Origin of the sequence: Novosphingobium sp. YAF33 (assembly GCF_052113265.1) — a bacterium.
Taxonomy (GTDB): domain Bacteria; phylum Pseudomonadota; class Alphaproteobacteria; order Sphingomonadales; family Sphingomonadaceae; genus Novosphingobium.
This window is the reverse complement of sequence record NZ_JBFRCW010000006.1, coordinates 341,970-367,339: the sequence shown is the minus strand read 5'-3', so window position 1 is coordinate 367,339 and position 25,370 is coordinate 341,970. Positions and strand designations below refer to the sequence as shown.

General features: G+C 67.0%; 26 protein-coding genes and 3 tRNA genes. 15 read left to right on the top strand and 14 right to left on the bottom strand.

The genetic code is table 11. The annotated features are described in order from the left end of the window. The first annotated feature begins 63 nt into the window (after positions 1-63). From argB to AB4Z00_RS14535, 7 genes are all read left to right on the top strand, one after another. Entirely contained in the window at positions 64-963 is a 900-nt protein-coding gene (argB, locus tag AB4Z00_RS14565) for an acetylglutamate kinase (RefSeq protein WP_132268181.1), read from the top strand. A 111-nt stretch (positions 964-1,074) separates the two neighbouring features. Continuing rightward, a complete protein-coding gene (locus AB4Z00_RS14560; RefSeq protein ID WP_132268182.1) occupies positions 1,075-1,626 on the top strand; it encodes a hypothetical protein in 552 nt (183 codons plus the stop codon). A 186-nt stretch (positions 1,627-1,812) separates the two neighbouring features. Further along, on the top strand, positions 1,813-2,097 hold the full coding sequence (locus AB4Z00_RS14555) for a YggT family protein (protein ID WP_132268184.1): 285 nt from the start codon (positions 1,813-1,815) through the stop codon (positions 2,095-2,097). A 1-nt stretch (position 2,098) separates the two neighbouring features. Then, entirely contained in the window at positions 2,099-3,010 is a 912-nt protein-coding gene (gene folD / locus AB4Z00_RS14550; RefSeq protein WP_132268186.1) for a bifunctional methylenetetrahydrofolate dehydrogenase/methenyltetrahydrofolate cyclohydrolase FolD, read from the top strand. After that, the gene (locus AB4Z00_RS14545; protein ID WP_442046392.1) at positions 3,007-3,729 is read left to right on the top strand and encodes a hypothetical protein; all 723 of its coding nucleotides are present in this window, start codon (positions 3,007-3,009) and stop codon (positions 3,727-3,729) included. The genes folD and AB4Z00_RS14545 overlap by 4 nt, the downstream gene beginning before the upstream one ends. Positions 3,730-3,743: 14 nt before the next feature. After that, positions 3,744-4,379 (top strand): MarC family protein, encoded by a 636-nt coding sequence (locus AB4Z00_RS14540; RefSeq protein WP_132268188.1) that lies wholly within the window; start codon positions 3,744-3,746, stop codon positions 4,377-4,379. Between the two features lie 68 nt (positions 4,380-4,447). Next, a complete protein-coding gene (locus AB4Z00_RS14535) occupies positions 4,448-4,819 on the top strand; it encodes a hypothetical protein (protein WP_442046391.1) in 372 nt (123 codons plus the stop codon). A gap of 70 nt (positions 4,820-4,889) precedes the next feature. On the opposite strand, the gene AB4Z00_RS14530 is transcribed toward AB4Z00_RS14535, so the two are convergent. Next, entirely contained in the window at positions 4,890-5,498 is a 609-nt protein-coding gene (locus AB4Z00_RS14530; RefSeq protein ID WP_132268192.1) for an LON peptidase substrate-binding domain-containing protein, read from the bottom strand. Positions 5,499-5,500: 2 nt separating this feature from the next. Continuing rightward, positions 5,501-6,403 (bottom strand): tetratricopeptide repeat protein, encoded by a 903-nt coding sequence (locus AB4Z00_RS14525; protein WP_442046514.1) that lies wholly within the window; start codon positions 6,401-6,403, stop codon positions 5,501-5,503. A gap of 213 nt (positions 6,404-6,616) precedes the next feature. Here AB4Z00_RS14525 and AB4Z00_RS14520 point away from each other — a divergent pair. The 3 genes from AB4Z00_RS14520 (at position 6,617) to AB4Z00_RS14510 (ending at position 9,173) form a co-directional block, all read left to right on the top strand. Then, positions 6,617-6,691 (top strand) — tRNA-Gly (locus tag AB4Z00_RS14520). A gap of 46 nt (positions 6,692-6,737) precedes the next feature. Continuing rightward, positions 6,738-6,812 (top strand) — tRNA-Gly (locus AB4Z00_RS14515). Positions 6,813-6,944: 132 nt separating this feature from the next. After that, positions 6,945-9,173, top strand: a complete 2,229-nt coding sequence (locus AB4Z00_RS14510) for a tetratricopeptide repeat protein (protein ID WP_442046390.1) — start codon at positions 6,945-6,947, stop codon at positions 9,171-9,173. Positions 9,174-9,249: 76 nt separating this feature from the next. Here the strand turns inward: AB4Z00_RS14510 and AB4Z00_RS14505 are convergent, their stop codons facing one another. The 5 genes from AB4Z00_RS14505 to bioF are packed head-to-tail and all read right to left on the bottom strand — an operon-like array spanning position 9,250 to position 13,690. After that, positions 9,250-10,503: an adenosylmethionine--8-amino-7-oxononanoate transaminase gene (locus AB4Z00_RS14505; protein WP_442046389.1), complete on the bottom strand. Its 1,254-nt coding sequence runs from the start codon at positions 10,501-10,503 to the stop codon at positions 9,250-9,252. Further along, the gene (gene bioD / locus AB4Z00_RS14500) at positions 10,500-11,165 is read right to left on the bottom strand and encodes a dethiobiotin synthase (RefSeq protein WP_442046388.1); all 666 of its coding nucleotides are present in this window, start codon (positions 11,163-11,165) and stop codon (positions 10,500-10,502) included. The genes AB4Z00_RS14505 and bioD overlap by 4 nt, the downstream gene beginning before the upstream one ends. A 7-nt stretch (positions 11,166-11,172) precedes the next feature. After that, the gene (locus tag AB4Z00_RS14495; RefSeq protein WP_442046387.1) at positions 11,173-11,913 is read right to left on the bottom strand and encodes a methyltransferase domain-containing protein; all 741 of its coding nucleotides are present in this window, start codon (positions 11,911-11,913) and stop codon (positions 11,173-11,175) included. Continuing rightward, on the bottom strand, positions 11,910-12,530 hold the full coding sequence (locus AB4Z00_RS14490) for an alpha/beta fold hydrolase (RefSeq protein ID WP_442046386.1): 621 nt from the start codon (positions 12,528-12,530) through the stop codon (positions 11,910-11,912). The genes AB4Z00_RS14495 and AB4Z00_RS14490 overlap by 4 nt, the downstream gene beginning before the upstream one ends. Continuing rightward, positions 12,527-13,690 (bottom strand): 8-amino-7-oxononanoate synthase, encoded by a 1,164-nt coding sequence (gene bioF / locus AB4Z00_RS14485; protein ID WP_442046385.1) that lies wholly within the window; start codon positions 13,688-13,690, stop codon positions 12,527-12,529. The genes AB4Z00_RS14490 and bioF overlap by 4 nt, the downstream gene beginning before the upstream one ends. 193 nt (positions 13,691-13,883) lie before the next feature. Here bioF and AB4Z00_RS14480 point away from each other — a divergent pair, with 193 nt between their 5' ends. Beyond that, entirely contained in the window at positions 13,884-14,963 is a 1,080-nt protein-coding gene (locus AB4Z00_RS14480; RefSeq protein ID WP_442046513.1) for a L,D-transpeptidase family protein, read from the top strand. Between the two features lie 39 nt (positions 14,964-15,002). Here the strand turns inward: AB4Z00_RS14480 and AB4Z00_RS14475 are convergent, their stop codons facing one another. Continuing rightward, positions 15,003-16,034 (bottom strand): MBL fold metallo-hydrolase, encoded by a 1,032-nt coding sequence (locus AB4Z00_RS14475; protein ID WP_442046384.1) that lies wholly within the window; start codon positions 16,032-16,034, stop codon positions 15,003-15,005. A 260-nt stretch (positions 16,035-16,294) separates the two neighbouring features. Between AB4Z00_RS14475 and AB4Z00_RS14470 the strand changes: the two genes are divergently transcribed. Continuing rightward, positions 16,295-16,798: a hypothetical protein gene (locus AB4Z00_RS14470; RefSeq protein WP_442046383.1), complete on the top strand. Its 504-nt coding sequence runs from the start codon at positions 16,295-16,297 to the stop codon at positions 16,796-16,798. A 97-nt stretch (positions 16,799-16,895) separates the two neighbouring features. Here the strand turns inward: AB4Z00_RS14470 and AB4Z00_RS14465 are convergent, their stop codons facing one another. From AB4Z00_RS14465 to AB4Z00_RS14455, 3 genes are all read right to left on the bottom strand, one after another. After that, the gene (locus AB4Z00_RS14465; protein ID WP_442046382.1) at positions 16,896-17,102 is read right to left on the bottom strand and encodes a hypothetical protein; all 207 of its coding nucleotides are present in this window, start codon (positions 17,100-17,102) and stop codon (positions 16,896-16,898) included. Beyond that, positions 17,102-17,308: a DUF4169 family protein gene (locus AB4Z00_RS14460; protein WP_442046381.1), complete on the bottom strand. Its 207-nt coding sequence runs from the start codon at positions 17,306-17,308 to the stop codon at positions 17,102-17,104. Before AB4Z00_RS14460 ends, AB4Z00_RS14465 begins: the two co-directional genes overlap by 1 nt. Before the next feature lie 79 nt (positions 17,309-17,387). Next, complete coding sequence (locus AB4Z00_RS14455; protein WP_132268210.1) at positions 17,388-17,633, bottom strand: GlsB/YeaQ/YmgE family stress response membrane protein; 246 nt, start codon at positions 17,631-17,633, stop codon at positions 17,388-17,390. 1,071 nt (positions 17,634-18,704) lie between these two features. Here AB4Z00_RS14455 and AB4Z00_RS14450 point away from each other — a divergent pair. From AB4Z00_RS14450 to AB4Z00_RS14440, 3 genes are all read left to right on the top strand, one after another. Continuing rightward, entirely contained in the window at positions 18,705-20,621 is a 1,917-nt protein-coding gene (locus tag AB4Z00_RS14450; protein ID WP_243654389.1) for a ribonucleoside-diphosphate reductase subunit alpha, read from the top strand. 154 nt (positions 20,622-20,775) lie between these two features. Beyond that, positions 20,776-21,801 carry an oxygen-dependent tRNA uridine(34) hydroxylase TrhO gene (gene trhO, locus AB4Z00_RS14445; RefSeq protein WP_442046380.1) on the top strand — a complete coding sequence of 342 codons (1,026 nt, stop codon included), beginning with the start codon at positions 20,776-20,778 and terminating at the stop codon, positions 21,799-21,801. Further along, positions 21,794-22,426, top strand: coding sequence for a glutathione S-transferase (locus tag AB4Z00_RS14440; protein ID WP_442046512.1), 633 nt, complete (start codon positions 21,794-21,796; stop codon positions 22,424-22,426). The genes trhO and AB4Z00_RS14440 overlap by 8 nt, the downstream gene beginning before the upstream one ends. Positions 22,427-22,448: 22 nt before the next feature. Here AB4Z00_RS14440 and AB4Z00_RS14435 read toward each other — a convergent pair. From AB4Z00_RS14435 to AB4Z00_RS14425, 3 genes are all read right to left on the bottom strand, one after another. Beyond that, positions 22,449-22,524 (bottom strand) — tRNA-Thr (locus AB4Z00_RS14435). A gap of 93 nt (positions 22,525-22,617) precedes the next feature. Then, positions 22,618-24,378 (bottom strand): DUF885 domain-containing protein, encoded by a 1,761-nt coding sequence (locus tag AB4Z00_RS14430; RefSeq protein ID WP_442046379.1) that lies wholly within the window; start codon positions 24,376-24,378, stop codon positions 22,618-22,620. Positions 24,379-24,447: 69 nt separating this feature from the next. Next, complete coding sequence (locus AB4Z00_RS14425; protein ID WP_442046511.1) at positions 24,448-25,311, bottom strand: hypothetical protein; 864 nt, start codon at positions 25,309-25,311, stop codon at positions 24,448-24,450. Positions 25,312-25,370: the final 59 nt, after the last annotated feature.

The window sequence follows — 25,370 nt, the reverse complement described above, 5'->3', positions numbered from 1 at the left end:
TAATCGGTCGTTTTTCCCCGATATTGGGGTTTAATTCCTGACGCAGGGGTTTAATAGCGGCCCATGCCGATTCCGCACGATCCCGCCATGCTCTCGAAAGCCGAGACGCTCGTCGATGCGCTGCCCTACCTGCAGCGTTATGCCGGTCGCACGTTCGTCGTGAAGTACGGCGGCCATGCCATGGGCGACCCCGAACTGGCGCGCGATTTCGCGGAAGACGTGGTCCTGCTCAAGGCGGTGGGCATCAACCCGGTGGTCGTCCACGGCGGCGGCCCGCAGATCGGCGCCATGCTCAAGACCATGGGCGTGGAATCACGCTTCGTCGACGGGCTTCGCGTCACGGACAAGCAGACCGCGCAAGTGGCCGAAATGGTCCTCTCGGGCGTGATCAACAAGGAAATCGTCGGCTGGATCGCGCAGGCCGGCGGCAAGGCCATGGGCATTTCCGGCAAGGACGGCGGCCTCGTCACGGCCAGCAAGGTGCAGCGCACCGCCAAGGACCCCGACAGCAATATCGAGCGTGTCGTCGACCTCGGCTTCGTGGGCGAACCGGCCCATATCGACATCAGCGTGATCGAGACGATTTCCTCGGCCGGCATGATCCCGGTGATCGCGCCGATCGCCCCGGGCGAAGACGGGCAGACCTACAATATCAATGCCGACACCATGGCCGGTGCCGTGGCTGCAGCGCTGGGCGCCTCGCGCCTGTTCCTGCTCACCGACGTGCGCGGCGTGCTCGACAAGCAGGGCGAGCTGCTGACCGACCTGACCCCGGCCGACATCGTCCACCTGCAGCGCAACGGCACCATTTCCGGCGGCATGATCCCCAAGCTGGAAACCTGCATCCACGCGGTCGAGGCCGGCTGCGAGGCGGCTGTCGTGCTTGACGGGCGGGTTTCGCATGCCATGCTGCTGGAAATATTCACGCAGGAAGGCGCCGGAACGCTGATCCGCGCAGGCTGATTTCGCTCCGGCTCAAATCTGTTCAGGCCCAAAACTGTTCAGGTTCGGTCTGTTCAGGTTGGGCCAGAACTGCAAAGAGGAACTATCGGGCTGAAAGGCACTTCGAGCCACATGCGTAATACCCTCGTCATCGCCGGCGCCGTTTCGGCCATCACCCTCCTGCTTGCGGCCTGCAATGGCGAGCCGGTGGCCGAATCCAGCAGCGATCCGACCAGCGCTGCGAGCGAGGCGATCGCTGCCAGCGAAGAACCTTCCGGCGATGCCACCGCAGCGGCCACCAATGGCCTTGCAGCCCAGCTCGACCAGACCGCGCTGGGCGAACGCCGCGATCCCGAACGTCTCCTGCGCTACTACGTCAATGCCCTGCGCATCGGCGACTGGGACGATGCCGCCAAGGCCTGGACGCTCGACGCGCAGATGACGCCCAGCCGCCTGGCCGAGGAATTCGGCGGCGATGCCGGCCCGCGCATCGCGCTGGGCCGCGGCGACAGCAGCAATGCGGCCGGTACGCTCTATTACGAGGCGCCGGTGGTGCTGGACTTCGCCGATGGCCGCCCCTCGCGCCGCGGCAGCATCGTGCTGCGCCGTATCAACGACTTGCCCGGCGCCAGCGAGCAACAGCTCAACTGGCGCATCGAACGGATGTCGACCGTCACCCGGTAATCTCTCGCAGCAGATCCCGCAGGCGCCCGGCCCAGAGGCCGCGGCAGGCGGGGTTCGCCGGGCTTTCGGCCCCTTGCTCTGTAACCGAGCATTGCTCGGACCTTCCGGTCCTCTCCTGCGCTTGCTCCCCGCCCCCCGCCTCGGCTATCAGGCGGACGCTCCATTCCTCAGAAAGGCCCCACGCCCATGCTCGGCGGTGTGATCAACGCCCTTATCTACCTCGTCCAGATCCTGACGACCCTCGTGCTCGTGCAGTTCGTGCTGGGCCTGCTGATCGCCTTCAACGTGGTCAACCTGCACAATCGGTTCGTCGAGGCGATCTGGCGCGCGCTCAATGCGCTGCTCGATCCCATCCTCAGCCCGATCCGGCGCATCATGCCCAATACCGGCGGGATCGACTTTTCGCCGATGGTGCTGATCATCGGCCTCAACGTCCTCATCATGATCCTCCAGCCGATGGCGTACGCCTGACATGAGCGCAGACACCAGAATCATCGACGGCAAGGCTTTCGCCGAGGGCCTGCGCACCCGCATCGCCGCCGTCGCGGCCGATTTCGAGGCGAAGGCCGGCCGCAAGGCGGGCCTCGCGGTCGTGCTGGTGGGCGAAGACCCGGCCAGCCAGGTCTATGTCCGCAACAAGGGCAAGCAGACCGTGGCGGCGGGCATGGAAAGCTTCGAGCACAAGCTGCCTGCAGACGCGTCCGAGGCCGACCTGCTGGCCGTGGTCGAGCAGCTCAATGCCGACCCGGCGGTGGACGGCATCCTCGTCCAGCTGCCGCTGCCCGCGCACATGAACGAGCAAAAGGTCATTGCCACGATCAATCCCGACAAGGACGTGGACGGTTTCCACGTCGTCAATGTCGGGCGTCTCGCCACCGGGCTGCCGGGCTTCGTGCCTTGCACGCCGCTGGGCTGCGTGATGCTGCTGAAGGACCGGCTCGGCTCGCTTTCGGGCCTGGATGCCGTGGTGATCGGTCGCTCCAACATCGTCGGCAAGCCGATGGCGCAGTTGCTGATCGCGGAAAGCTGCACCGTCACCGTGGCGCATAGCCGCACGAAGGATCTGGCCGACGTGGTGCGCCGCGCCGACATCGTGGTGGCCGCCGTCGGCCGTCCCGAGATGGTCAAGGGCGACTGGATCAAGCCCGGCGCCACCGTGATCGACGTGGGTATCAACCGCGTTCCCCGTACCGACCAGGGTGCCGAGGAAGGCAAGACCCGGCTGGTGGGCGATGTGGACTTCGCTTCGGCGGCCGAGGTTGCCGGGGCGATCACCCCGGTCCCGGGCGGGGTCGGTCCGATGACCATTGCCGTCCTGCTGCGCAACACGATCGTCGCCGCGCACCGCAGCGCGGGCCTGGCGCTGGACGAGAGCGCCCTTTGAACCGGCCGCCGGCCCGGGTCCTGGCCGCTGTCGCCGGCGGGCTGGCGCTCTTCGCGCTGGCCGCCGGCCCGGCCGATGCCCGGCGCCGACCGGAATATGCGCCGGGTAACGGCACGGCCAATCCCAGCGCCCTTGTCGCCGCCGAAATCGCTTTCGCGCGAACGGCGCGCGAGAAGGGCCAATGGAAGGCCTTCGACGAATTCGCCGACGATGAAGCGGTGATGTTCGTGCCGGAACCGGTCCGCGCCAAGGAATGGCTCAACGGCCGCAAGGAGCCGGCGGCGCCGGTGCAGTGGCAGGCCCATCAGGTCTGGATGAGCTGCGACGGCACCATGGGCGTGACCAAGGGCGCCTGGCAGCAGCCCGACGGCACGGTGGGCTATTTCACGACGATCTGGCAGCAGCGCAAGAAGGGCGACTATCGCTGGGTTCTCGACCAAGGGGATGCGGTTGCGCAGCCGCTCAAGGAACCGGAAATGCTTTCGGCATACGTTGCCGATTGCGCCGGCGGACCGGGCGACGAGCTGCTGGTCGAGCGGGACCGCGAAGAGACCGCGCCCGGCATGGACGGCCGGGGGCGCTCGAAGGACGGCACTTTGACGTGGCGTTACCATGTCGAAGCCGATCACTCGCGCTGGCTGGCCGTATCGATGAAGAAGAACGGGGCGATGACCGAAGTGCTGCGCAGCGAAGTGGCCGCGCCGAAAGACCGGAACTAGGGGCAACGAACGGCATGTATGAAGTCTTCCTCAGTGCCTTCGTCACGCTCTTCGTGGTGATCGATCCCCCCGGCTGCGCGCCGATCTATGCGGGACTTTCGGCCGACGCCAGCCGTTCGCAGGCGATCTCCATGGCGGCACGCGCCTGCATGATCGCCAGCGCCATCCTGGTGGTCTTCGCGCTGTTCGGCGCCCGCCTGCTCGGCGCGCTCCACATCGAGCTGAACGCTTTCCGCATCGCCGGCGGCATCATGCTGTTCATGATCGCCATCGACATGGTCTTCGAAAAGCGCACCCAGCGCCGCGAGGAACGGGCCGAGAAGATTATCGCTCACAATGCCGAGACGCCCGAGATCGACGACGTCTCGGTCTTCCCGATGGCCATGCCGATGCTGGCCGGGCCGGGATCGATCGCGACGATCATGCTGCTCACGTCCCGCGCGCACGGGGCGGAGCAGACCATGGCGATCCTGGCCGCCATGGTCGCGGTCATGCTGCTGAGCTTCGCCGCCCTGGCCGCTGCCGGACCGCTCATGCGGGTGCTGGGAGACAAAGTCGAAGCCGTCATCACGCGGCTGCTGGGTGTGCTGCTGGCGGCGCTGGCGGCGCAATATGTGATCGACGGGGTGAAGACGGTCCTTCTGCAATAAGGCGAATTCATCGCGGGTTCAGCGCCTGGGGGCAGTCTTGCCCTTCTCTGCTGCAAAAGGAGGGTGCGATGCTCCGCTTGCTGTCTGCCGGTTTCGCTGGAGCGCTGCTTCTGGCCGCGTCCATTGCCGAGGCGCAGATCGTCGGTCCCCCGGCGCCGAGGCCCGGCACCGCTTCGCCTGACGCGTCCCGGCAGACCGCCGACGAGGCCAGTTACCGCATAGACTTGCGCAAGGCGGACCAGGCCATTCGCGAGGGGCGGGAGTCGGGTCGTCTCTCGAAACAGGAAGCCAAGGGTCTGCGCAAGGAACAGCGGCAGATCGGCTCCCTGGCGGAACGCTACGGCAGCGACGGTATGTCGCCGCGCGAAGCGGACGAACTCTACATGCGCTCCCGCGTGCTGGAGAGTCAGGCCAGGTTACCCGGTAAAGACAAGCGCTAGGGCACGCTTTCGAGCGGGGCCGATCGCCGGGGACAGGCAGAACCGGGACGCGTGGGCGCAGCTTTAACCCCTACTGCAGGGTCACGGCGTCATCGTCGTCCGAGTGGCGGCCGAAGAACTGCATCAGTTGCACCAGCAGTTCGCAGCGGAGCGGCAGGGTTTCCGCCTCCAGCAGGGCCTGCTTGGCCGCGGCATCGAAAGGGGCGATCTGCGAGACGCCGTTGATCAGCGACTGATCGTCGAGCCGTCCGACCTGGTCCCAGTCCACCGCATAACCCTGGGCATCGGCGAAGCGCTTGGCTTCCCGTTCGAAGCTGGCGCGCTCGATTGGGGCGAGCACTTCGTCGTCGCGTTCCGCAAGGAGTTCGGCTTCGACCTGGCGGAACGGGGTCGGCACATCCAGTTCGCGCAGCAGGCGAAACCGCGATTCGCCAGTGAGCACGATATTGAAGCGGCCGTCTTCCAGTGCCTCGACATCGCCGATGCGGCCAAGGCAGCCCACTGAAAACAGCGGGGCGCCTTCGGCCGGGCGCTGCGGCTGGATCATGCCGATGCGGCGATCTCGCGCCAGGGCGTCGCTCACCATCGCCCGGTAGCGGGGCTCGAAGATATGGAGCGGCAATTGCAGCCCCGGATAGAGCACCGCTCCCGGGAGCGGAAAGATGGTGATTCGCGCCACCGTCAGCCGAACAGCACGGTGGAGAGCTTGCGGCGGGTGGCGGACACCCAGGGATCTTCGAGGCCGGTGACATCGAAGATCTGGAGCAGCTTGGCGCGCGCGGCACCTTCGTTCCATTCGCGGTCGGCAGCGACCATGCGCAGCAGCGTATCGGCGGCCGCGTCGCGCTCACCCGCGGCGAAGGCGGCGTTGGCAAACGCAAGCTGCGCTTCCATGTCGGCCGGGCGCTCGGCGGCGGCAGCGCGCAGGGCGGCGAGTTCGCTGTCCTCGGGCTTGTCCTTGGCAAGGGCAAGCGCAGTGCGGGCGCGTTCGACTTGCGGATCGGCCGCCAGTTCCGGTTCGAGGCTGGCGAGAACCTGCTCGGCCTCGTCAAGGCGACCGGCGAGCACGAGTGCCCGCACGAACCCGGCGAGCACTTCGCCATTGTCCGGCGCCATTTCGAGGATCTGCATGAAGATGGCGGCGGCGCGTTCGCCGTCGCCTTCGGCCAGGGCTTCCTCGCCCATGGCGATCAGCGGCGCGAGATCCTGCTGCGGCTCCGCGCCGCCCGGCTGGATGGGAAGCTGCGTCAGAAGCTGGTCCAGCGTCTGCTTGAGCTGCGATTCGGTGCGGGCATTGGTAAGGTCCGCCACCGGCTGTCCCTGGAAGATCGCGTAGACCGTGGGGATCGAGCGCACCTGGAACTGCGAGGCGATGAACTGCTCTTCATCGACGTTCACTTTGGCAAGGATCACGCCCTTGTCGGCATATTCCGCGGCGACCTTCTCCAGCACCGGCGTCAGCGCCTTGCAGGGGCCGCACCATTCGGCCCAGAAATCGAGGATCACCAACTGCGTCATCGACGGTTCGGCTACCGTCTTGCGGAACCGGTCGACCGCTTTCTGTTCGTCGAGGTTGAGACCCATGCTGGCCAAGATACGTGCTCCCGTGAAAAACGAATGGCACCCTAGATCGTCCTTCGGGACGGATTTGTGAAGGGTTCATGTCCAGTTAGGTGTGGTTCTGCGGGGCTTCTGAAAATTCTTTCGATTTTCCTCTTGCGGCCCTCAAAAGGCACTGCTAGTGGCGCGCCTCCACCCCGGACCTGCCGGTTACGCCAGCAGGTCTTGAACGTCAGAGCGGGCGTAGCTCAGGGGTAGAGCACAACCTTGCCAAGGTTGGGGTCGAGGGTTCGAATCCCTTCGCCCGCTCCAGTTCACATAGGGATTTCCGGTTAGCCGGAAGTCTCCAAACGCCAGAGCGGGCGTAGCTCAGGGGTAGAGCACAACCTTGCCAAGGTTGGGGTCGAGGGTTCGAATCCCTTCGCCCGCTCCAGTTTTCCTTCGGTGGAAATCCAGACATTCCAGATCGCGACCATCCACACCAGGTGGATGTCCCTAATCGCGCGCTTATCCGGCGTGAACCCTGTTCGCCTAACCCCGTCCGCTGCAATCGGCGGAGGGAAACGTGGGCGGATTGGAAGCACTGCTGATCAAGGCCAAAGGCGCGGCCAGGCGGGGCGAGACCGAGACTGCCCGCGCGCTCTACCGCGAGGCGCTGGATCGGTTTCCACGCAACGGTCGGGCACGCGCGGCGCTTCAGGCGCTGGATGCGGCTCAGGCCGACCCGGCCCCCGGCGAACTCGCGGCGATGGTCTCCGCCTATCGTTCCGACCGCATGGACGAAGCCGCCAGGGAGGGCGCCCGACTGGCCGGCGTGTTTCCGCAGAGCTTCACCGTCCACAACCTGCAAGGCGCGGCGCTGCTGGCGCTGGGTATCCTGCCCGAGGCCGAAGCCGCTTTCCGCCGCGCCATAGCGCTGGACCCGGATGCCGCCGCCTGCCGCAACAACCTGGCCGTGACGCTGCGCCGCCAGAATCGGTCGGCCGAGGCGGAAGAAATCTACCGCGCGGTGATCGCGTGCCACCCGGACTATGCCGATGCGCGCTTCAACCTGGCGAATCTGTTCGACGCGCAGGCGCGGTGGGACGAGGCCGAAGAGGAACTCGCGCGGACGGTGGCGCTCGATCCCGGCTATACCGAGGCACATTACAATCTGGGCAACCTGCTTGCGAAGCGCGGAGCGCGGGAAGAGGCGGTCGCCGCCTATCGCCGTGCGGTCGCGCTGCGGCCGGGTCATGCCCTGGCCTGGAACAACATGGGCGGGGAACTGCTGCTGCTGGACCGCCTGGACGAGGCTCTCGCTGCCTACGACCGCGCTTTGGAGGCCGAGCCTGCCGGTACGCAGGCGATGGTCAATCGCGGCAAGGCGCTGGTGCTGAAGGGCGCACTGCCGGACGCCATCGCGGCTTTCCGCAAGGCCTGGACGCTCGTTCCGGACGACCGCTCGGCGCTTCTCCAGGCCTTGTTCGAGGAAGCGCACATCTGCGACTGGCGCCGCCGGGCCGAATTCGCCCTGACGGACAGTCCTTCGGCCGCGGCGGTGCAGCCGTTCGCGGCGCTGCCTTTCGTGGACGACCCCGGCTATCAGTATCGCCGCTCGCTGGCCTGCGCGGCGGTGAAGTTCACGGAGGGGCCGCAGAGCTTTCCCGATCCGGCGCCTTCCTGCGATGGACGCATCCGTATCGGATACTTCTCGGCGGACTTTCACGATCACGCGACGATGTACCTGATGAGCGGCCTGTTCCGCGAGCACGATCGCAGCCGCTTCGATATTCGCCTCTACAGCTATGGCCCGCGCCGCGAAGGCGATGCGGCGCGCGCCGCCTTGCGGGGGCAGGTCGATGCCTTCATCGAGATCGGGCACCTGGCCGATGCCGCTGTCGTCGACAGGGCGAGGGCGGACGGGCTGGACATCGCGGTCGATCTCAAGGGCTATACGCGCGGCACGCGCACGGCGCTGTTCGGCCGCAGGCTGGCGCCGGTGCAGGTGAGCTACATGGGCTATCCGGGTACCCTGGGCCATCCCTGCATGGACTACTTCATCGCCGACGCCGTTTCGCTGCCGCCCGGGCAGGAGGTCTGGTTCACCGAGAAGATCGTGCGGCTGCCGCATAGCTATCAGGCGAACGACGATCGCCGCATCATCGTGCCGGACTGGCGCGGGCGCAGGGCCTGGGGCCTGCCCGAACACGGGTTCGTGTTCTGCTGCTTCAACCATACCTACAAGATCGGGCCGGACGCGTTCACGATCTGGATGCGGCTGCTCGGCGCGGTGGAGGGTAGCGTGCTCTGGTTGCTGCGCTCCAATCCTTGGGCGGAGCAGAAACTGCGCCGAGAGGCGGCGGCGCGCGGCATCGATCCGGCGCGGCTGGTCTTTGCCGAAAGCGTTCCGCATGGCGAGCACCTCGGGCGCCTTGCGCTGGCCGATCTGTTTCTCGATACTTTCGCGGTCAATGCCCATACAACGGCCAGTGACGCGCTTTGGGGCGGCCTGCCCGTCCTCACCATGGCCGGACGCCAGTTCGCCGCGCGGGTGGCGGCCAGCCTTGTCCATGCCGTCGGCCTTTCGGAACTGGCGGTGCCGGACCGGGACGCCTACGAGGCGGCGGCGCTGGTCCTTGCGCGAGACCCGGACGCGCTTGGATCATTGCGTGATCGCCTCGCCGCCAACCGGCTGACGGCACCGCTGTTTCGCACCGCGGTCTATACACGCCGGGTGGAGGCGGCTTTCGAGGAAATGCACCGGCGGCGCCTGGCCGGACTTTTGCCGGATCACTTCGACGTCGACGAGTAGAGGAAAAGCCCCGGGGATGCTTCCCCGGACCCTTGGCATATCGGCCTTGTGCCCGCTCCTAAAGCGTGGCCGGCGCTTAGAAAGAAATCACCGCTTCGCCGATAGCATCCCACACTTGCGCAAGCTGATCGTCGGTGATGCAGTAGGGCGGCATGACATAGACAGTGTTCCCGAGCGGTCTCAGCAGCACGTCGCGTTCGCGGAAGAAGGCCATGAGGCGCGGGGCAAGGTCGCTCATGTAGCCGCTGGCGCCGCTGGTCCTGAGGTCCAGCGCGGCGATGGTGCCCAGGCTGCGGGGATTGTCGAAGTGGCAGAACTGGCCGAGCTTTTCGATCCAGCCCGCCTGCTTGCCGGCCAGCGCGGCAATCCGTTCGAGAACCGGCTCCTCGCGCCAGATCGCCAGATTGGCGGCGGCGGCGGCGCAGGCGATCGGGTTCGCGGTATAGCTGGAGGAATGGAAGAACATCCGCGCGCGGTCGGTGGAATAGTGCGCTTCGTAGATGGCCTCGCTCGCCATGGTGACGGCCAGCGGCACCGCCCCGCCGGTCAGGCCCTTGGAGAGGCAGAGAATGTCGGGGACGATCCCCGCCTGCTCGCACGCGAGGAGAGTGCCGGTGCGGCCCCAGGCGGTCATCACTTCGTCGGCGATGAACAGTACGCCGTGGCGCGCGCAGATTTCGTGCATCGCTGCGAGGACCGCCGGCGAATAGACCAGCATGCCGCCCGCGCCGAGGATCAGCGGCTCCACGATCAGCGCGGCGGTATCCGGCTGGCGGCAGAGCGCTTCGAGCGCGTCGAGCGTCGCCTGTTCCGCGCCGGCAGCGGGGAAGGGAATACGGCCGACGTCGAACAGCAGCGGGGCGTAAGGCTGGTTGAACACCCCGCGTTCGCCCACCGACATCGCGCCGATCGTGTCGCCGTGGTAGGAATTCTCCATCACGACGATGCGGTGGCGGCCCTCGCCCCGCCAGTGCCAGTAACCGAGCGCCATTTTCAGCGCCACTTCCACGCTGGTCGATCCCGAATCGGAGAAGAACACCCGCGTCAGGCTCTCGGGCATGATGGCGCGCAGTCCCGCCGCGACCTGTTCGGCCGGCTCGTGAGTCCATCCGGCGAAGATGATCTGGTCGAGCTTCTGCGCCTGCTCCGCGATGGCGGCCTTGATGCGCGGATGGGAATGACCGTGCGTCGTCACCCACCACGAGGACACGGCATCCACCACCGCCCGGCCATCCGCCGTGTGGAGCAGCGCTCCCTCGGCATGGGTGACCAGCGGAACCGGCTCCTGAAGGCCGTGCTGTGTGAAGGGATGCCAGACCGATGACGTCATGCGGTGAAATCCTCGATGTTGAAGTTTTCAGCGAAGGCGCGGGCGAGGGCCTCCGGCGTCAGCGGGTCGAGCCGAGGCAGGCGGCCCAGACGGCGGACCCGGCCCATGGCGCAGATGGTGGCCTCGCTGTCTTCCACGGCATCGCCGACGAAGGCCACGCCGAGCACTTCGACACCGCGGCTGCGCAGCGCCTCGATAGAGAGCAGCGAATGGTTGATCGTGCCCAGCACCGTGCGCGCCACCAGCACGACAGGCGCATTCCAGCGGGCGAACTGGTCGGCATATGTCGTCGAACGGGTGAGGGGGACCATCACCCCGCCTGCACCCTCGACCACCAGCGGGCCTTCCACTTGCGGCAGGGCGAGACGTTCGGCGGCGATGTCCACCCCGTCGATCTCGGCGGCGAGATGGGGCGAGCAGGGCGTGGCAAGGCGATAGGCCTCGAGCAGGATGCGATCGGCGGGCAGGCGGGAAAGCCGCCTGACACGGTCTCCATCGCCGCCGTCCTCCTCAAGCCCGGCCTGCACCGGCTTCCAGTAATGGGCGCCGAGCGCACCCGCCAGGGCCGCGGCGAACACGGTCTTGCCGATCTCCGTATCGGTGCCGGTCACGATCAGGGGGCGGGAAGTGAGGGGGCGGGAAATCAGGGGCTCTACGATCATGAAGTGCTCAATTCCGGGACTTTAGGTGGCAGGTCACGACTTCGTAAGTCACGTTGCATCCATTCTGGGCGAAACGCGCCATGACGCGGCGGAGCTGGCCCGGCGACAGCGGCCGGTGACCGGCCTCGGCCGTCTGCGCGCCGATGGCCTTGAGGGCATGAAGGAAGGCGAGCGGGCTATCGTGATGTTCGGCGCGGCGTTCCACGGCCGCAACGCCGGCGCCGAAATCCGCGATGGGCGCGAAGCGCGGTGTTCCGGGCGCGAGCCCCTCGGGATCGTGCGCCGTGCGCCACTCGGCGAAGCTGCCGGGGCCGAGCGTGGAGACCATGAGATGCCCGCCGGGCGCCAGCCAGCCCGCGATGCGGGAAAGGGCCGCCGGGGCATCGTCGAACCATTGCACGGCCAGACTGGAGCAGATTAGGTCGAAGGGGCCGCCCTCGGGAGTTCCGTATTCGCCGTCGAGCACGGCGAAGCGGTGGCGGACGGCCTCGCCCAGCCGCGCGCGGCAGCGTTGCAGCATTTCAGGGGCAAGATCGGTGACGAGCCAGTCGCCGCCAAGCCCGGCGAGAGCCTGGGTCAGGAAGCCGGTGCCGCAGCCGATTTCCAGGATGCGGGGGCGTTCAGGCAGGTCCAGCGCGGTGATGCGGGCGGCCAGGGCCTGCGCCACATCGCGCTGCACGCGGGCATGGCCGTCGTAGTCGGGCGCGGCGGCAAAGGCGCGGCCGACGCGTTCGCGCGGCGCGGTCATGCCGGCATTCCGATCATGTCGCGAAGGACCGCCGCGCAGAATTCCGGCGCCTCGCGCGGGAGCAGATGGCCGCCGTCCGCACAGTCCACCCGGCGCACCGCCGCGCCCTCGAACACTTGCGCGCGCATCGCCTCGGGCAGAAGGGGGTCGCGGGTGCCTTGCAGCGAGACCACCGGAACGGGCGGCAATGGCGCTTTGTCGTGGCGCAGGCGGGAGAGGTCTTCGTGCAGCAGGGCGGCGTCGATCTCGCCGAAGTCGGCATCCCCGCCGCACTGCCGGCGGAAATCGGAGAGCACCGCGCGGGGGGCCTCGTCGAAGCGGCGCAGCATGCGGTCGATCACGCGCGGGGGCACGCCGGGATAGTCCGGGCTGGCGGCAAAGCGCGCGAATCCGTTGATCGCCAGCACGCCGACGAGGCCCGCAGGCGGCGCGGCGAGCACGCGCATGGTGCCGAAGGAATGAGTCACCGCGATGCAAGGCCCGCCTGAGGAGACGGCCTCGGGCGTTCCGAAATAGCCGCGATCGTCGATCGCCTGCGGCAGGTCCGCCAGAAGCGCGGCAAGCGGTTGCCAGAAGCTGCGGTCGAAGCCCCAGCCATGAACGAAGAGCAGGTTCACCGGCAGCCCTCGATCAGGTTGAGCAGGGTGTCTACGTCGCTTTCCGAATGAGTCGCCCGCAGCGCCAGGCGCAGGCGGCTGGTACCGGGGGGCACCGTGGGCGGGCGGATCGCGGAAGCCAGAACCCCGCGCTCTTCCAACGCGCGGGAAAGGTCGAGAGCAGCCTGTTCGCCGCCGATCATGGCCGGCACGATCTGCGTGCTGGACGCGCCATGGTCGATGCCGAGCGCGGCGAGACCGCTGCGCAGCCGCTCGCCCAGCGCCGCGAGATGGGCGCGCTCTGCGTTCATGCCGGGCACCAGGTCGAGCGCGGCGTCGATGGCGCCGAGCACGGCCGGCGGCGGCGCCGTCGTGAAGATGAAGCCGCTCGCCGCATTGACGAGGTAGTCGATCATCACGCGCGATCCGGCGACATAGGCGCCGAAGCCGCCCAGGGCCTTGCTGAAAGTGCCCATGATCAGGTCGATCCCGCCGGGCGCCTCGGCCGAGAGACCGGCCCCGCCCGGTCCGAGCACGCCGGTGGCATGGGCCTCGTCCACGAAGAGGAAGGCGTCGTGCCGGGCGGCGATGGCGGCAAGGCGGGCGATGTCGGCGCGGTCGCCGTCCATCGAGAAGACGCTCTCGGTGAGGATCAGCCGCGCCGGCGTGTCGGCGCCTTTGCCTGCCAGCAGCTCTTCCAGGTGATCGAGGTCGTTGTGGCGGAAACGGTGCTGGCGCGTGCCGGATATGGCGAGGCCGGCGTGCATGCTGGCGTGAATCAGGCGGTCGGTGAAGACCGCCGCGCCCGGGATGGCGGCCAGCAGCGCCGGGATCACGGCGGCATTGGCCTGCCAGCCGCTGGCGAACAGCAGGGCGGCTTCGGCATGCTTGAAGCCGGCGATCCGCCTTTCGAGCGCGAGGTGCGCCTCGCTGGTGCCGGTGACCAGCCGCGAGGCTCCCGAGCCGGTGCCATGGGCCTGCGTCCATTCCCGCGCCCGCTCGACGAGGCGGGGGTGCCGGGCGAGGCCGAGGTAGTCGTTGCTGGAAAAGTCGAGCAACGCCCGCCCGTCGCGCATGACGCGGCCGCCGTTTTCGAGCGACGCGGCGCGCAGGATGCGGCGCTGGCCGGCGCTCTCGATGCGGCCGAGCGCCGCCGCGAAGAAGGAATCGAGCCTGCTCATGGCGCCAGCCGGTATGGCAAGCGGGGCTTCGGCACAATGGGCGGCGGTTGCGGAAAGAGATCGCCGCCGTGCCCTTGCTGCATCGGGCGAGGGCAGGCCGGGCGGCATGGCGCACGAAATCGCGCGGCGCAGGAAGCCGCAAGGCCCCTCGCGCGTTATGCAGGGAAACGAAAAATCGAAGGATGCCCGCTTGATGCGATCCCTGCCGCTGACGTTCGCCGCCGTTCTCCTGCTCTCCGCCTGCCATTCGGGCGACCGCAACGCCGGAGGCGATGGCGGTAATGGCGACAACAAGGGGGCCGCGCAGTCCGGCGATCCCATGGCCTTCGCCTCGGCCCCCGGCGGCGGCGCGACCGAGGCGGCCGACAGCCTCGTCATGCGCGCCCAGGTGGCGCTTGATCGGAAGGGGTTCTCCTCGGGCGTGATCGACGGCCGCGAAGGCGGGTCCTACGGCCTGGCCTTGCGCGGGTTCCAGGAAGCGCAGGGCCTGCCGGTAAGCGGCAAGCTCGATCCCGCGACGCAGCAGGCGCTCATTTCCGACAGGCAGGGCGCCACGCGCAATGTCGTCATTCCCAAGGCCTTCGCGCGTGGGCCGTTCTTCCCGGACCTTCCGCAGAACATGGCCGGACAGGCCGAGTTCGACCATCTCGGCTATCGCAGCATGTCCGAGGCGCTGGCCGAACGCTTCCACACCACGCCCGAGACGCTGCTGGCCCTGAATGGGCCGGGCACGGTGCTGGGTGCGGGACGCACGATCCGGGTGCCGGACATCCCCGACGCCGCGCTGGCGGACATCCCCGATGACAAGACCGGCTGGGCCAGGACCCTGCAGAGCTTGGGCGTTCCTGCCGAGCAGCCCAAGGCCGATCACATCGTGGTCGACAAGTCCGACGGGGCGCTGCGGGTCTACGATCAGGGCAACAAGCTGATCGCGCAGTTCCCGGTGACCACCGGCAGCGGCCACGATCCGCTGCCGCTCGGCACCTGGAAGATCGTGGGCGAGGCCCGCAATCCGGACTATCATTTCAACCCGGACCTGTTCTGGGATGCCAAGAAGAATGCCAAGGACAAGCTGCTCCCGCCGGGTCCGAACGGGCCGGTCGGCGTCGTCTGGCTGGACTTGTCCAAGGAACACTACGGCATCCACGGCACGCCCGAACCGAAGAACATCGGCAAGACCGAAAGCCATGGCTGCGTGCGCCTGACCAACTGGGACGCGGCGCGCCTGGCGCAGATGGTCTCGGCGGGCACCAAGGTCGTATTCCAGGCCTGATGCCGGCGCCGAGGATCGGGCCGGCGCCGAAGGTGCGGGTCAGTCGGGCAGTTCGACCTCGTAGCCGGCCTCGATCCAGGCCTTCATGCCGCCATCCAGAGCCGCAGCGCGCGGGAAGCCGAGTTCCCGCAAGGTCGCTGCGGCCAGGGTGGAGATCTTGCCGAATTCGCAGCAGGTGACCAGCCGGGCCGTCGGATCGGTGAGCATGGCATTGACCCTCAGTTCCAGTTGCCCGCGCGGCAGATGGATGGCGCCGGGAACATGGCCGGCTTCGAAGGCGTCCCTTTCGCGCACGTCGAGCACGATCAGGCCGTCCTGCCGGCCGATCCGCGCGCGCAGTTCCGCCAGCGAGACGAACGGCACCCGCGTGGCGGCATCGGCCAGGAGCTGCGCCACGGTCCTCCCCCCGTTCATGTTTGTGCGCAGGGCCTCGGTCAGGTGCGTCGGCGCGGCAAGGTCTAGGTGCTGCATCATTGCCACGAATTCCGCGCGCTCGCTGTTCTTGAGGCGCGGATTTTCAGCGATCTCGGCGCCGATGGTCGAATGGCTGCGGCCCTTGTAGTCGTGGGCGGGATAGACCCGGGTTTCGAGCGGCAGGGCCAGCAACTTGCCGAAGAGGCTGCCGTGAAGCGCCTCGGGATCGCCGGTGGGCAGGTCGGTTCGCCCGGTGCCGCCGATCAGTAGGGTGTCGCCGGTGAAGACCCGGTCCTCCATGACCATGCACATCGAATCGCGGGTGTGGCCCGGCGTATGCATGGCCCGAAGCCGCAGGTTGCCCACGACCAGCATGTCCCCGTCGTCCAGCCGCATCTCGGCATAGGGCGCCGGGCTCAGGCGGTTCATCACCACCGGCGCCTGGAACGCCTTGCCCAGTTCGCGGCTGGCGGAGAAATGATCGGCGTGAGTATGGGTGTCCAGCACGTAGCGAACATGGACCCCGAGCTGGCCGGCAAGGCCGAGATAGCGATCGACCTGCGATTGTTCGGGGTCGATGAGGATCGCCGAACGGCTGCTTTCGCAGCCCACCAGATAGGATTGACAGCCGCCCGTCGCGATCTGCTCGAAGATCATGCCTGCCTCCCGCGGGTGTAGCGGGCTGCGGTTTTGCGCCCTGGACCCTCGGCGGACAAGAGCGCCGATCCGTTTCGGGCGCGTCTCTTTTGGATAGTGCGGCGTGCGGCCGGCGATGGATTGGTAAACGCGCCGTAGAGGCTGGCGGGACGGACAGAGCCTGGGCCGGGATGGACCGAATCCGGCCGTCTTGCGTTTCGACCCGCTGGAATCCTAGGCCTCTGGGATCAGAAGCAGATGTCTCAAATCAAGGACCTACCATGAAATTCCGTCCCTCCGTCCCCGGTGCCGCCAGCAAGGCTGTCCTTTCCGCCGCACTGGCGATCGTCGCCGCCACGCCTGCCGCTGCGCAAGTGACGGCCGAGGCCAATGTGGCGCGCTCGGAAGGGGACTGGGGCGGTGAACTGGCGCTTGGCGTGCCGGTGATCTCGGACGGCGGCTTCAGCATTACCCCTGCCGCCGGCGTGTTCTTCCACCACCGCGACCACCCCGGCTACGTCAACCAGGATTCGCAGTGCTTCAACAAGGACAGCGGTAACCAGGTCTCCGACGGCAAGTGTGACAATTCCGGCACCAAGATCTTCGGCAAGGTCGAGGCGATGTACCGCCTGCCGATGTCGCTGGGCTTCGGCGTCGGTGCGCGCCTGATCGGTGACGATTTGCGGGCCTATGGCACCGTGGCCATGCCGATCCTCCCGCGCATCGACGTGAAGGGCAATTTCGGCGACCACTATCTCGCGGCCGGCCTGCAAGCGCGGTTCTGAGGATGTTTGCCAGGGTTCGCTGACAGGCAGCCCTGAACGAAAAACGGCCCCGGGCTCCAAGAGGAGGCCGGGGCCGTTTTCGTTTTCGACGGCGTCCCTACCAGTCTTCCACAAGGTCGAGGTAAGCCACCACGTCATTGTCCGTGGCGATGAAGAGGCCGTGCTGCACGTCCTCGCTCTGGAGCGCGGCGACGTTCATCGCCTCGGACAGCGGGCCGTAGAACAGGGTGTTGGCCGCGCCGCCTTCGGAGCCGCCGTCGAGATGATAGAGGCGCACGCTGGCTTCGAGATAAGTGCTGCGCATCAGTCCGTTCCCTTTTCGCCCGCTTCTTCGCTGCGCTCCCGCTTGGCGCCGTCCACCACCCGGACCAGGCGCGCGGCTTCCGCTTCGGCGGCGCTGCGCTCGGCCCGGGTTCTGCCATGGCGCGCGCGGCTGGCGTCGGCCTCATGCCTTGCGGCGTCGCGCGTCTTGGCCTTGCGGGCCATGCGGAGATTGATGATGTCGGCCATGGCCGCCTTCTACCGCGCGGATCCGTGCGGCGAAAGAGCGGCTGTGCGCGCGGGCTCTTTCAGGCGGTTCGGGCCGGGCTCAGAACGAGATGCCCAGCAGGCGGCCCAGGAAGATCAGCACCACGGCGCCGACAATCGAGGCGAGGCAGCCGGCGCGCTGGAAGTCCGCCTGGCCGCGGGTGGTCACGAGACCCGCCACGAGCGAGCCGCCGATGCCGAGCAGGATCGTCGCGATCCAGCCCATGTCGACCGAGCCGGGATAGAAGAATCGCGCCAGCACCCCGATGATGAGGCCGCTGATGATGGCGCCGATGATATTGATCATGACCTGGAAAACCCTCGTTATAAATCCGGGACCTGCCGCCCCGGGGATCATGCCCTAGAAGCCGCGAACGACAGGACGGTTTCAATCGCGGTTCTGCAGGATGCAGACCCGGTCCGTCGAGGCGCTCGGTGGGATTCGCGGCGTGGTTCGTTCCCGGCCTCCCTCCAATGAGATGGGGAAATGCCGGGGCAAGTGTCTCGACAGAGGCGAAATGTCCGGAAAACGGCGACTCGTTTCGTCGCAAAACAGATTCGCTTCACCGCCGTTTTATGTGGAAAAATTTTTAGTACGACCTTCGAAATAGGCACTTGCGCATGGGGCCGGTGAAGGAGTTCCCACGCGTCGCGAGACCCCCTCGGCTGTAAAGGGGCAAGACTTGCCGGGGCCGCGGTGAAGGGCAGCCCCCTTGCGTCAAAATCCAGAACAGGCACTATGGGTTGTGGCGCGTCGATCGCGGGGCATCTAAACCTAGAGAAATCGTCCTTGGGCCGTCAGGTGTCCCTAAAGGCGGTTTTCCGGTGTCCAGTGCTTCTTGCGAAGGGCTCGCGCCAGGGTCGGTCAGAGATTTCGTTCTCTTTTTGTGCCTGTCAGTGGTATGTCGGTCGGTTCTTCGCTCCGACGAATCGCGGACAGGCAAAGGATGTTCGGGCCGGTCCGGGTGCAATGCTGAACGCGCTTTTTGGCGCTTCGATGACGTGGCTCGGAAAATGGGAAACCAGGGACCGGGCGGCCGAGCGCCAAGTGGCCGGATCAGGGTGGCCTGATCGGGGTGGGCCGCAGGTTGAACGGCCAGAGTTTGAACAGTTGAGCTAACGGGGGCGAAAATTGGATTTCAGAAACGGAAGCGACGCTGACGTGAACAGCTCCGACGCTATGCAGGCAGATATGAATCAGAATGATGGCCAGGTGGAAATGCCCGGTTTCGAGCTTTCGCCCCGGGCCCCGGCCCCCAAGGTGGAAGAAGTGCAGGCCGCGCCGGTGAAGCTGGAACGGATCAAGTCCGAATTGGCCAAGCCCGTGAAAAAGCCGGCGAAAACGGAAAAGGAGGCGGGCGAGAGCCCGGCAATAGCGATGGACAAGACCGATACCGCTACGGCCGCTCTTGTGGCTGACGCCCTGCTGGCGGCCGCTGCCGCCGCTCCGGAAGCCCCGAAGGCGCGTCCCGATTCGAAGACGATCAATGCACGCCGCTTCACCGTCGTCACCGACGATTCGCGTGACGCGCTGCTGACCGATTTCGGCAAGGAAACGCTGGACGATCGCTACCTGCTGCCGGGCGAGAAGTACCAGGACCTCTTCGCCCGCGTGGCCGACGCCTATGCGGACGATCAGGACCATGCGCAGCGGCTCTATGACTACATCTCGAAGCTGTGGTTCATGCCCGCCACCCCCGTTCTCTCGAACGGCGGCACCGGCCGCGGCCTGCCCATCTCGTGCTACCTCAACTCGGTGGACGACAGCCTGGAAGGCATCGTTTCCACCTGGAACGAGAACGTCTGGCTCGCCTCGCGCGGCGGCGGCATAGGTACCTACTGGGGCAACGTGCGCGGCATCGGCGAGCCGGTGGGCCTGAACGGCAAGACCAGCGGCATCATCCCCTTCGTGCGCGTGATGGATTCGCTGACCCTGGCGATTTCGCAGGGTTCGCTGCGCCGCGGTTCGGCCGCCTGCTACCTCGACGTCTCGCACCCCGAGATCGAGGAGTTCCTGGAGATCCGCAAGACCTCCGGCGACTTCAACCGCAAGGCGCTGAACCTGCACCACGGCGTGCTGCTGACCGACGAGTTCATGGAAGCCGTGCGCGATGGCACCGACTTCGCGCTGCGCAGCCCCAAGGACGGTTCGGTGCGCAGCACCGTCCACGCCCGCTCGCTGTTCCAGAAGCTGGTCGAAGTGCGTCTCGCCACCGGTGAGCCCTACCTGGTGTTCTCCGACACCGTGAACCGCATGATGCCCAAGCATCACCGCGATCTGGGCCTCAAGGTCTCGACCTCGAACCTCTGCTCGGAAATCACGCTGCCCACCGGCCGCGACCACCTGGGCAACGACCGTACGGCCGTGTGCTGCCTCTCCTCGCTCAACCTGGAAACCTGGGAAGAGTGGAAGGGCGAGAAGAGCTTCGTGGAAGACGTTCTGCGCTTCCTCGACAACGTGCTGCAGGACTATATCGACCGCGCGCCGGACGAGATGGCCCGCGCGCGCTACTCCGCCGCGCGTGAGCGTTCGGTGGGCATGGGCGTCATGGGGTATCACTCGTACCTCCAGAAGCGCGGCATCGCCTTCGAAAGCGCGATGGCCAAGGCACTGAACATGCAGATGTTCCAGCACATCGCCGCCAAGGCGGACGAGGCCTCGCTGCTGCTCGCCAACGAGCGCGGTCCGTGCCCGGACGCGGCCGAAATGGGCGTGATGCAGCGCTTCAGCTGCAAGATGGCGATCGCGCCCACCGCGTCGATCTCGATCATCTGCGGCGGCACTTCGGCCTGCATCGAGCCGATCCCGGCCAACATCTACACCCACAAGACGCTCTCGGGCTCGTTCGTGGTGAAGAACCCGTACCTCCAGAAGCTGCTCGCTTCGAAGAGCAAGGATTCCAACAATGTGTGGAATTCGATCCTCGAACACGGCGGTTCGGTCCAGCACCTCGATTTCCTGACGCCGGACGAGAAGGGGGTCTACAAGACCAGCTTCGAGATCGACCAGCGCTGGCTGCTCGAATTCGCGGCGGACCGTACGCCCTATATCGACCAGGCCCAGTCGCTGAACCTGTTCATCCCGGCCGACGTCGACAAGTGGGACCTGATGATGCTGCACTTCCAGGCCTGGGAGAAGGGCATCAAGTCGCTCTATTACCTGCGCTCGAAGTCGTTGCAGCGCGCGGGCTTCGCCGGTGCGGGCGGCGGCGTCGAGGCGGACAATACGCCCGAGGCGCCCAAGTTCCAGATCGGCGAGACGACCGATTACGACGAATGCCTGGCTTGCCAGTAAGCGCAGGTCGGGCTCGATAACGGCCCGACGACGCGCACGAAATTCGAGACGCCCCGGGCAGCCAGGCTGCCTGGGGCGTCTTGCTGTGCGCGCGGCATTCATTTCCTCGCGATTCCGCGCTAAGGGCCGCGTCATGCAAGATGGCTGTGCCCAAATGAACGATTCCGCCGAGGCGGTCGGCCGCGCGCCCGTGTGCGTTGCGGCGCTCTACCAGTTTACCCGCTTCGCGGATCACGCGGCGCTGCGCGAACCGTTGCTGCGCCTTTGCGAGGAGCAGGGCATCAAGGGAACGCTGCTCCTGGCGGCGGAAGGCATCAACGGCACGATCGCCGGTCCCCACGACGGCATCGCGCGCGTGCTCGACCATGTCCGGGCGCTGCCGGGCTGCGAAGGCGTGGACGTGAAGCTCTCGGGCGCGCAGGACATGCCGTTTCACCGCATGAAAGTGCGCCTCAAGCGCGAGATCGTGACGATGGGGCAGCCCGACATCGATCCGCTGGCCATCGTCGGCACGTATGTCGAGCCGCAGGACTGGAACGCACTGATCGCCGACCCGGACACGATCGTGATCGATACCCGCAACGACTATGAAGTCGCGGTGGGCACGTTCCAGGGCGCCATCGATCCCCAGACGGCGACCTTCCGCGATTTTCCCGAATGGTTCCGCGCCGAGCGCGAGAAGCTGATGGCGGCGACCGGCGCCGGGGGCAAACCTCCGAAAGTCGCGATGTTCTGCACGGGCGGCATCCGCTGCGAGAAGTCGACAGCCTTCCTCAAGCAGGAAGGGGTGGAGGACGTGTTCCACCTCAAGGGCGGTATCCTCAAGTATCTGGAGACCGTTCCCGAAGCGGAGAGCCTCTGGCAGGGCGAATGCTTCGTGTTCGATCAGCGCGTCACCATCGGCCACGGACTGGTCCAGGGCAGCCATGCGCTGTGCCATGCCTGCCGCCGCCCGGTGAACGCGGCGGACCAGGCCTCGCCGCTCTTCGAGGAAGGGGTCAGTTGCCCCGCCTGCCACCACGAGCGCAGCGACGAACAGCGCGCATCTTATCGCGAGCGCCACCGCCAGGAAGCGCTGGCGGCCGAGCGCGGGGAGCTTCACGTCGGCGCCATGCGTCAGGACCCGCGGGCAGACGCGACGAGGGCGGGAGAGAGCGAAACGGAGCGGGACGCTGGCTGATCCGATCCTCTATAGCTTCCGCCGCTGCCCTTACGCGATGAGGGCGCGCCTGGCGCTGCTGGTGAGCGGCACCGCCTGCGAACTGCGCGAAGTGAAGCTGTCGGCAAAGCCCGCCGAAATGCTGGCGGCCTCCCCCAAGGGAACGGTGCCGGTGATGGTGCTGCCCGGCGGCACGGTGATCGACCAGAGCCTGGACATCATGCGCTGGGCGCTGTCCCGGCACGATCCCGAAGGCTGGCTCACCCGGGACGATACCGCGCTGATCGCCGTCAATGACGGCGGCTTCAAGCACGACCTCGACCGTTACAAATACCCGCACCGCCACGACAGCGACGCGCTCGCACACCGCGAAAGCGGGATGGCGTTCCTGTGCCAGCTCGACGCCCGGCTGGAAGGAAGCCGCCATCTCTGCGGCGCGGCGCGCGGGATCGCCGATGCCGCCATCATGCCCTTCGTCCGCCAGTTCGCAGCCGTCGAGCCGGACTGGTTCGATGCGCAGCCGCTGAAGCACCTTCAAGCCTGGCTGGCCGACCACCTGCACTCGCCCCTGTTCACGGCGGCGATGCTCCGCCTGTCACCGTGGCAAACAGGCGACGATCCCATACGCTTCGCCAGCGCGGGCTGAAATTTCGGAAATATCAGGAGAGTGGTGCCGGCTACAGGATTCGAACCCGTGGCCCCCTGATTACAAATCAGGTGCTCTACCAACTGAGCTAAGCCGGCCCGGCGCATCGGCATGGGCGATGCGCGCGACAAGTCCGGCGCCCTTACCGCGAGGGAGGGGCGCCGGTCCAGTTGCTTTTATGAAATATCCGCTCAGAAAATCGCGTGTGGCGCATCTTCCCGCATCATCGCCTGGCGCACGAGGGGGATCGGCGGGCCGCCGTGGCTCAGGAACTGGTCGTGGAACGGCTTCCAGGCCGCGCGGCCACCGCGCGAGGCGGTCCAGTCGTCGCGCAGCTTGCGGATCATCAGCTTGCCCAGCGTATAGTTGAGGTAGGCCGGATCATAAGTGCCGCGCGCGGCCTGCTGCTCGGCGGTGCCTTCGTCCTGATAGCACTCGTCCATGAACATGCGCTTGGACTGTTCCTGCGTCATGCCGCGCGCGTGAAGACCGATGGCCGAGAGGTAGCGGCAGTTGCGCAGCAGCGCGTTCGACAGCTGGCCGACGTGAACGCCGGCATCGCCCTTGCCCAGGCCCGCGTCCCACATCATTTCCTCGGCATAGTGCGCCCAGCCTTCGGCATAGGCGTAGCCCACCCAGAGGCGGCCCACCCAGGAGGGCGAGCGGTTCGAGTGGAGGAATTGCAGGAAGTGGCCGGGCATGACTTCGTGCACCGAAGTGAACAGCAGGTCATTCTTGCCGGGGATGTAGTCCTGTTGCATCTGCTGCGACCAAGAAGGGTCCGGCGGCGAGATGTAGTAGACCGAGGAGATGCCCTTCTCCAGCGGCCCGGCGGGATCGATATAGGCCGAGTTCTGGCGGTTGTAGGGCGGGCTTTCCTCCACCAGCGCCTGTTCGGTGCCGGGGATCGTGGCGATATCGTGCTGGCGCACGAAGGCGGTCAGTTCCGGGATCTGCAGGCGCGCGGCGGCGACGGGGCCGCCTTCCGGCTTGTCGGCGCGCATCTTGTCGAAGCAGGCCTGGATGTCCTTGCCGGGGGCATATTCGGCGCAGGCGGCCTTGAGCAGGTCCTGGTTGCGCTTGAGATCGGCGCGGCCCACGGCTTCCAACTCGCTGAGCGGGGCATCGACGGCCTCGGTGGCGGCGAGCATGCGCGAGAAGCGTTCGGCGCCCATCGCGAAGTCCTGGGTGGGCGTGGCCTTGCCGAGCCAGTCGGAAAGCTCCTGCATGGCCTTGGCCGCGCTTTCCGAGCTGGCCTTGAACTCGGCCTGGAGCGCGGCGTCCTTCACATCGGCAAAAGCGGTGCGGGCGTCGCCGCGGTAATATTCCGCAAAGCCCGAGAAGCCCGCAGTGCCGAGCTTGATGAAACTGGCGGGCATCGCCGTCTTCAGGTTGCCGCGGATCTGCGCGGCGGCGGTGGGCACGGCCTTGAAGAAGGCGATCATGGCCTTCATGCGCGTCGGCTTGTCGGCATAGGCGCGGCTGACGTAGACGTTCGGGTCGAGGCCGTTCTCGATGTAGAAGCCGGGATTGTTGTGCGGCTTGTCGGCGTCTTCCAGCCAGAACAGCTGGCCCTTGGCGACTTGCACCAGGTAGTCGCGCTCGAAGCGGTCTTCGGCGGAAAGGCTGGCGAAGGCGTGGGCATCGGCGATCACCTTCTTCAGGAATGCCCCGCGTGCCTTGAGCCCGGCGGGGCTCCAGTCGGGCAGCTTGCCGTCGAACTGGTGCGCGCCCTGATAGACCGCGAAGGAGGGATCCTGCGCCATCCAGCTCTCTATCGTCCGGTTCACGAAGCTCTTCCACGGCGTGGCCGGCTTGCCGAGCGCGTCCGATACCGGGGTGGTGGCGGGAGCGGATGGGGGAGCGGATTTGGGCGCGGGGGCCGCATTCGAGACGTGTGCTCCCAGACCGAGAGCAAGGCAGGCGATCCCCGCCAGCAGTGCATGTTTCATAGCCGAACTGTCCCTGTCAGTCATGTTGGAGGCCGGTCGTTCACGGCCCCGATGGGGACAGGTTCTGGGCTATGGCGCGCCGAAGGTCCAGCCCTCGGTCCTGGCCAGTTCCGGTGTGAGATCAAGGGGTTTCCACAGGTCTTCGCGCGGGGCCGCCGTGCGCAGCCAGGCCGCGGTGAGGAGGGCATCCGCGCTGTGATCGTCGATCGGGCCGGTTCCCCCTGTCGGCGGCGAACCCAGTGCGGCGAGCGCGGTATCGAGCGCGGCATGGTCGGTCATTTTCGCCCGCCCGGCAGAGCGGCCCGCCGCGACGGCGGCAAGCGTGGTGTAGATCTCGGTCACGACCGAGCCGGATACGGGGAGGGGATCGATCGGCCAGACCGGAACCGCGCCGCGCAGGCGGTGCAGCAGGCGCATGCCGGTGAGGCTGGACTTGCCGACTTGCGCGGCGCCCACGAGGTTGAAGTTGGAATAGGGTCTGCACCCGGCGCGGGCCTGCGCCTGTTCGGTCACGCGCAGGCGTCCGCGGCGGTGGCCCGCGCCGGGAAGGTGGAAACGCAGGCCTTCGCGGCCGCCGTGACGCCGGAAGTAGGCACTGATTTCGGGATGGTCGACGAAGCTGGCCGCGGCCAGATGGGCGTCTTCGGCGCAGACCCTATCGACCAGTGCCCAGAGCGCGCGGGCGTCCTGGGGACTCGCCGGCCAATCGGGGAAGAAAGCCCCGGCATCGGCGAAAGGCAGCGAGATGCCGAGGTCCAGCCCCACCAGCGTGTCCTGCGGCAAGTCGTCCCGCAGCAGGTGCAACACCGCCTCACGCGACCAGTGGCGATGATCCGCAGGGTGCAACAGCCGCGGCGCGCCCTCCAGCCCGCAGAGGGCGACGGCGATGCCCTTCTGGCGCGGGCCGAGGGCGCCGGACCAGTCGATGGCCATGAAGTGCCGGAAACGGGCCGGGGCGCCGGACAAGTGACGGGGCAAGGCCTAGGCCCGTT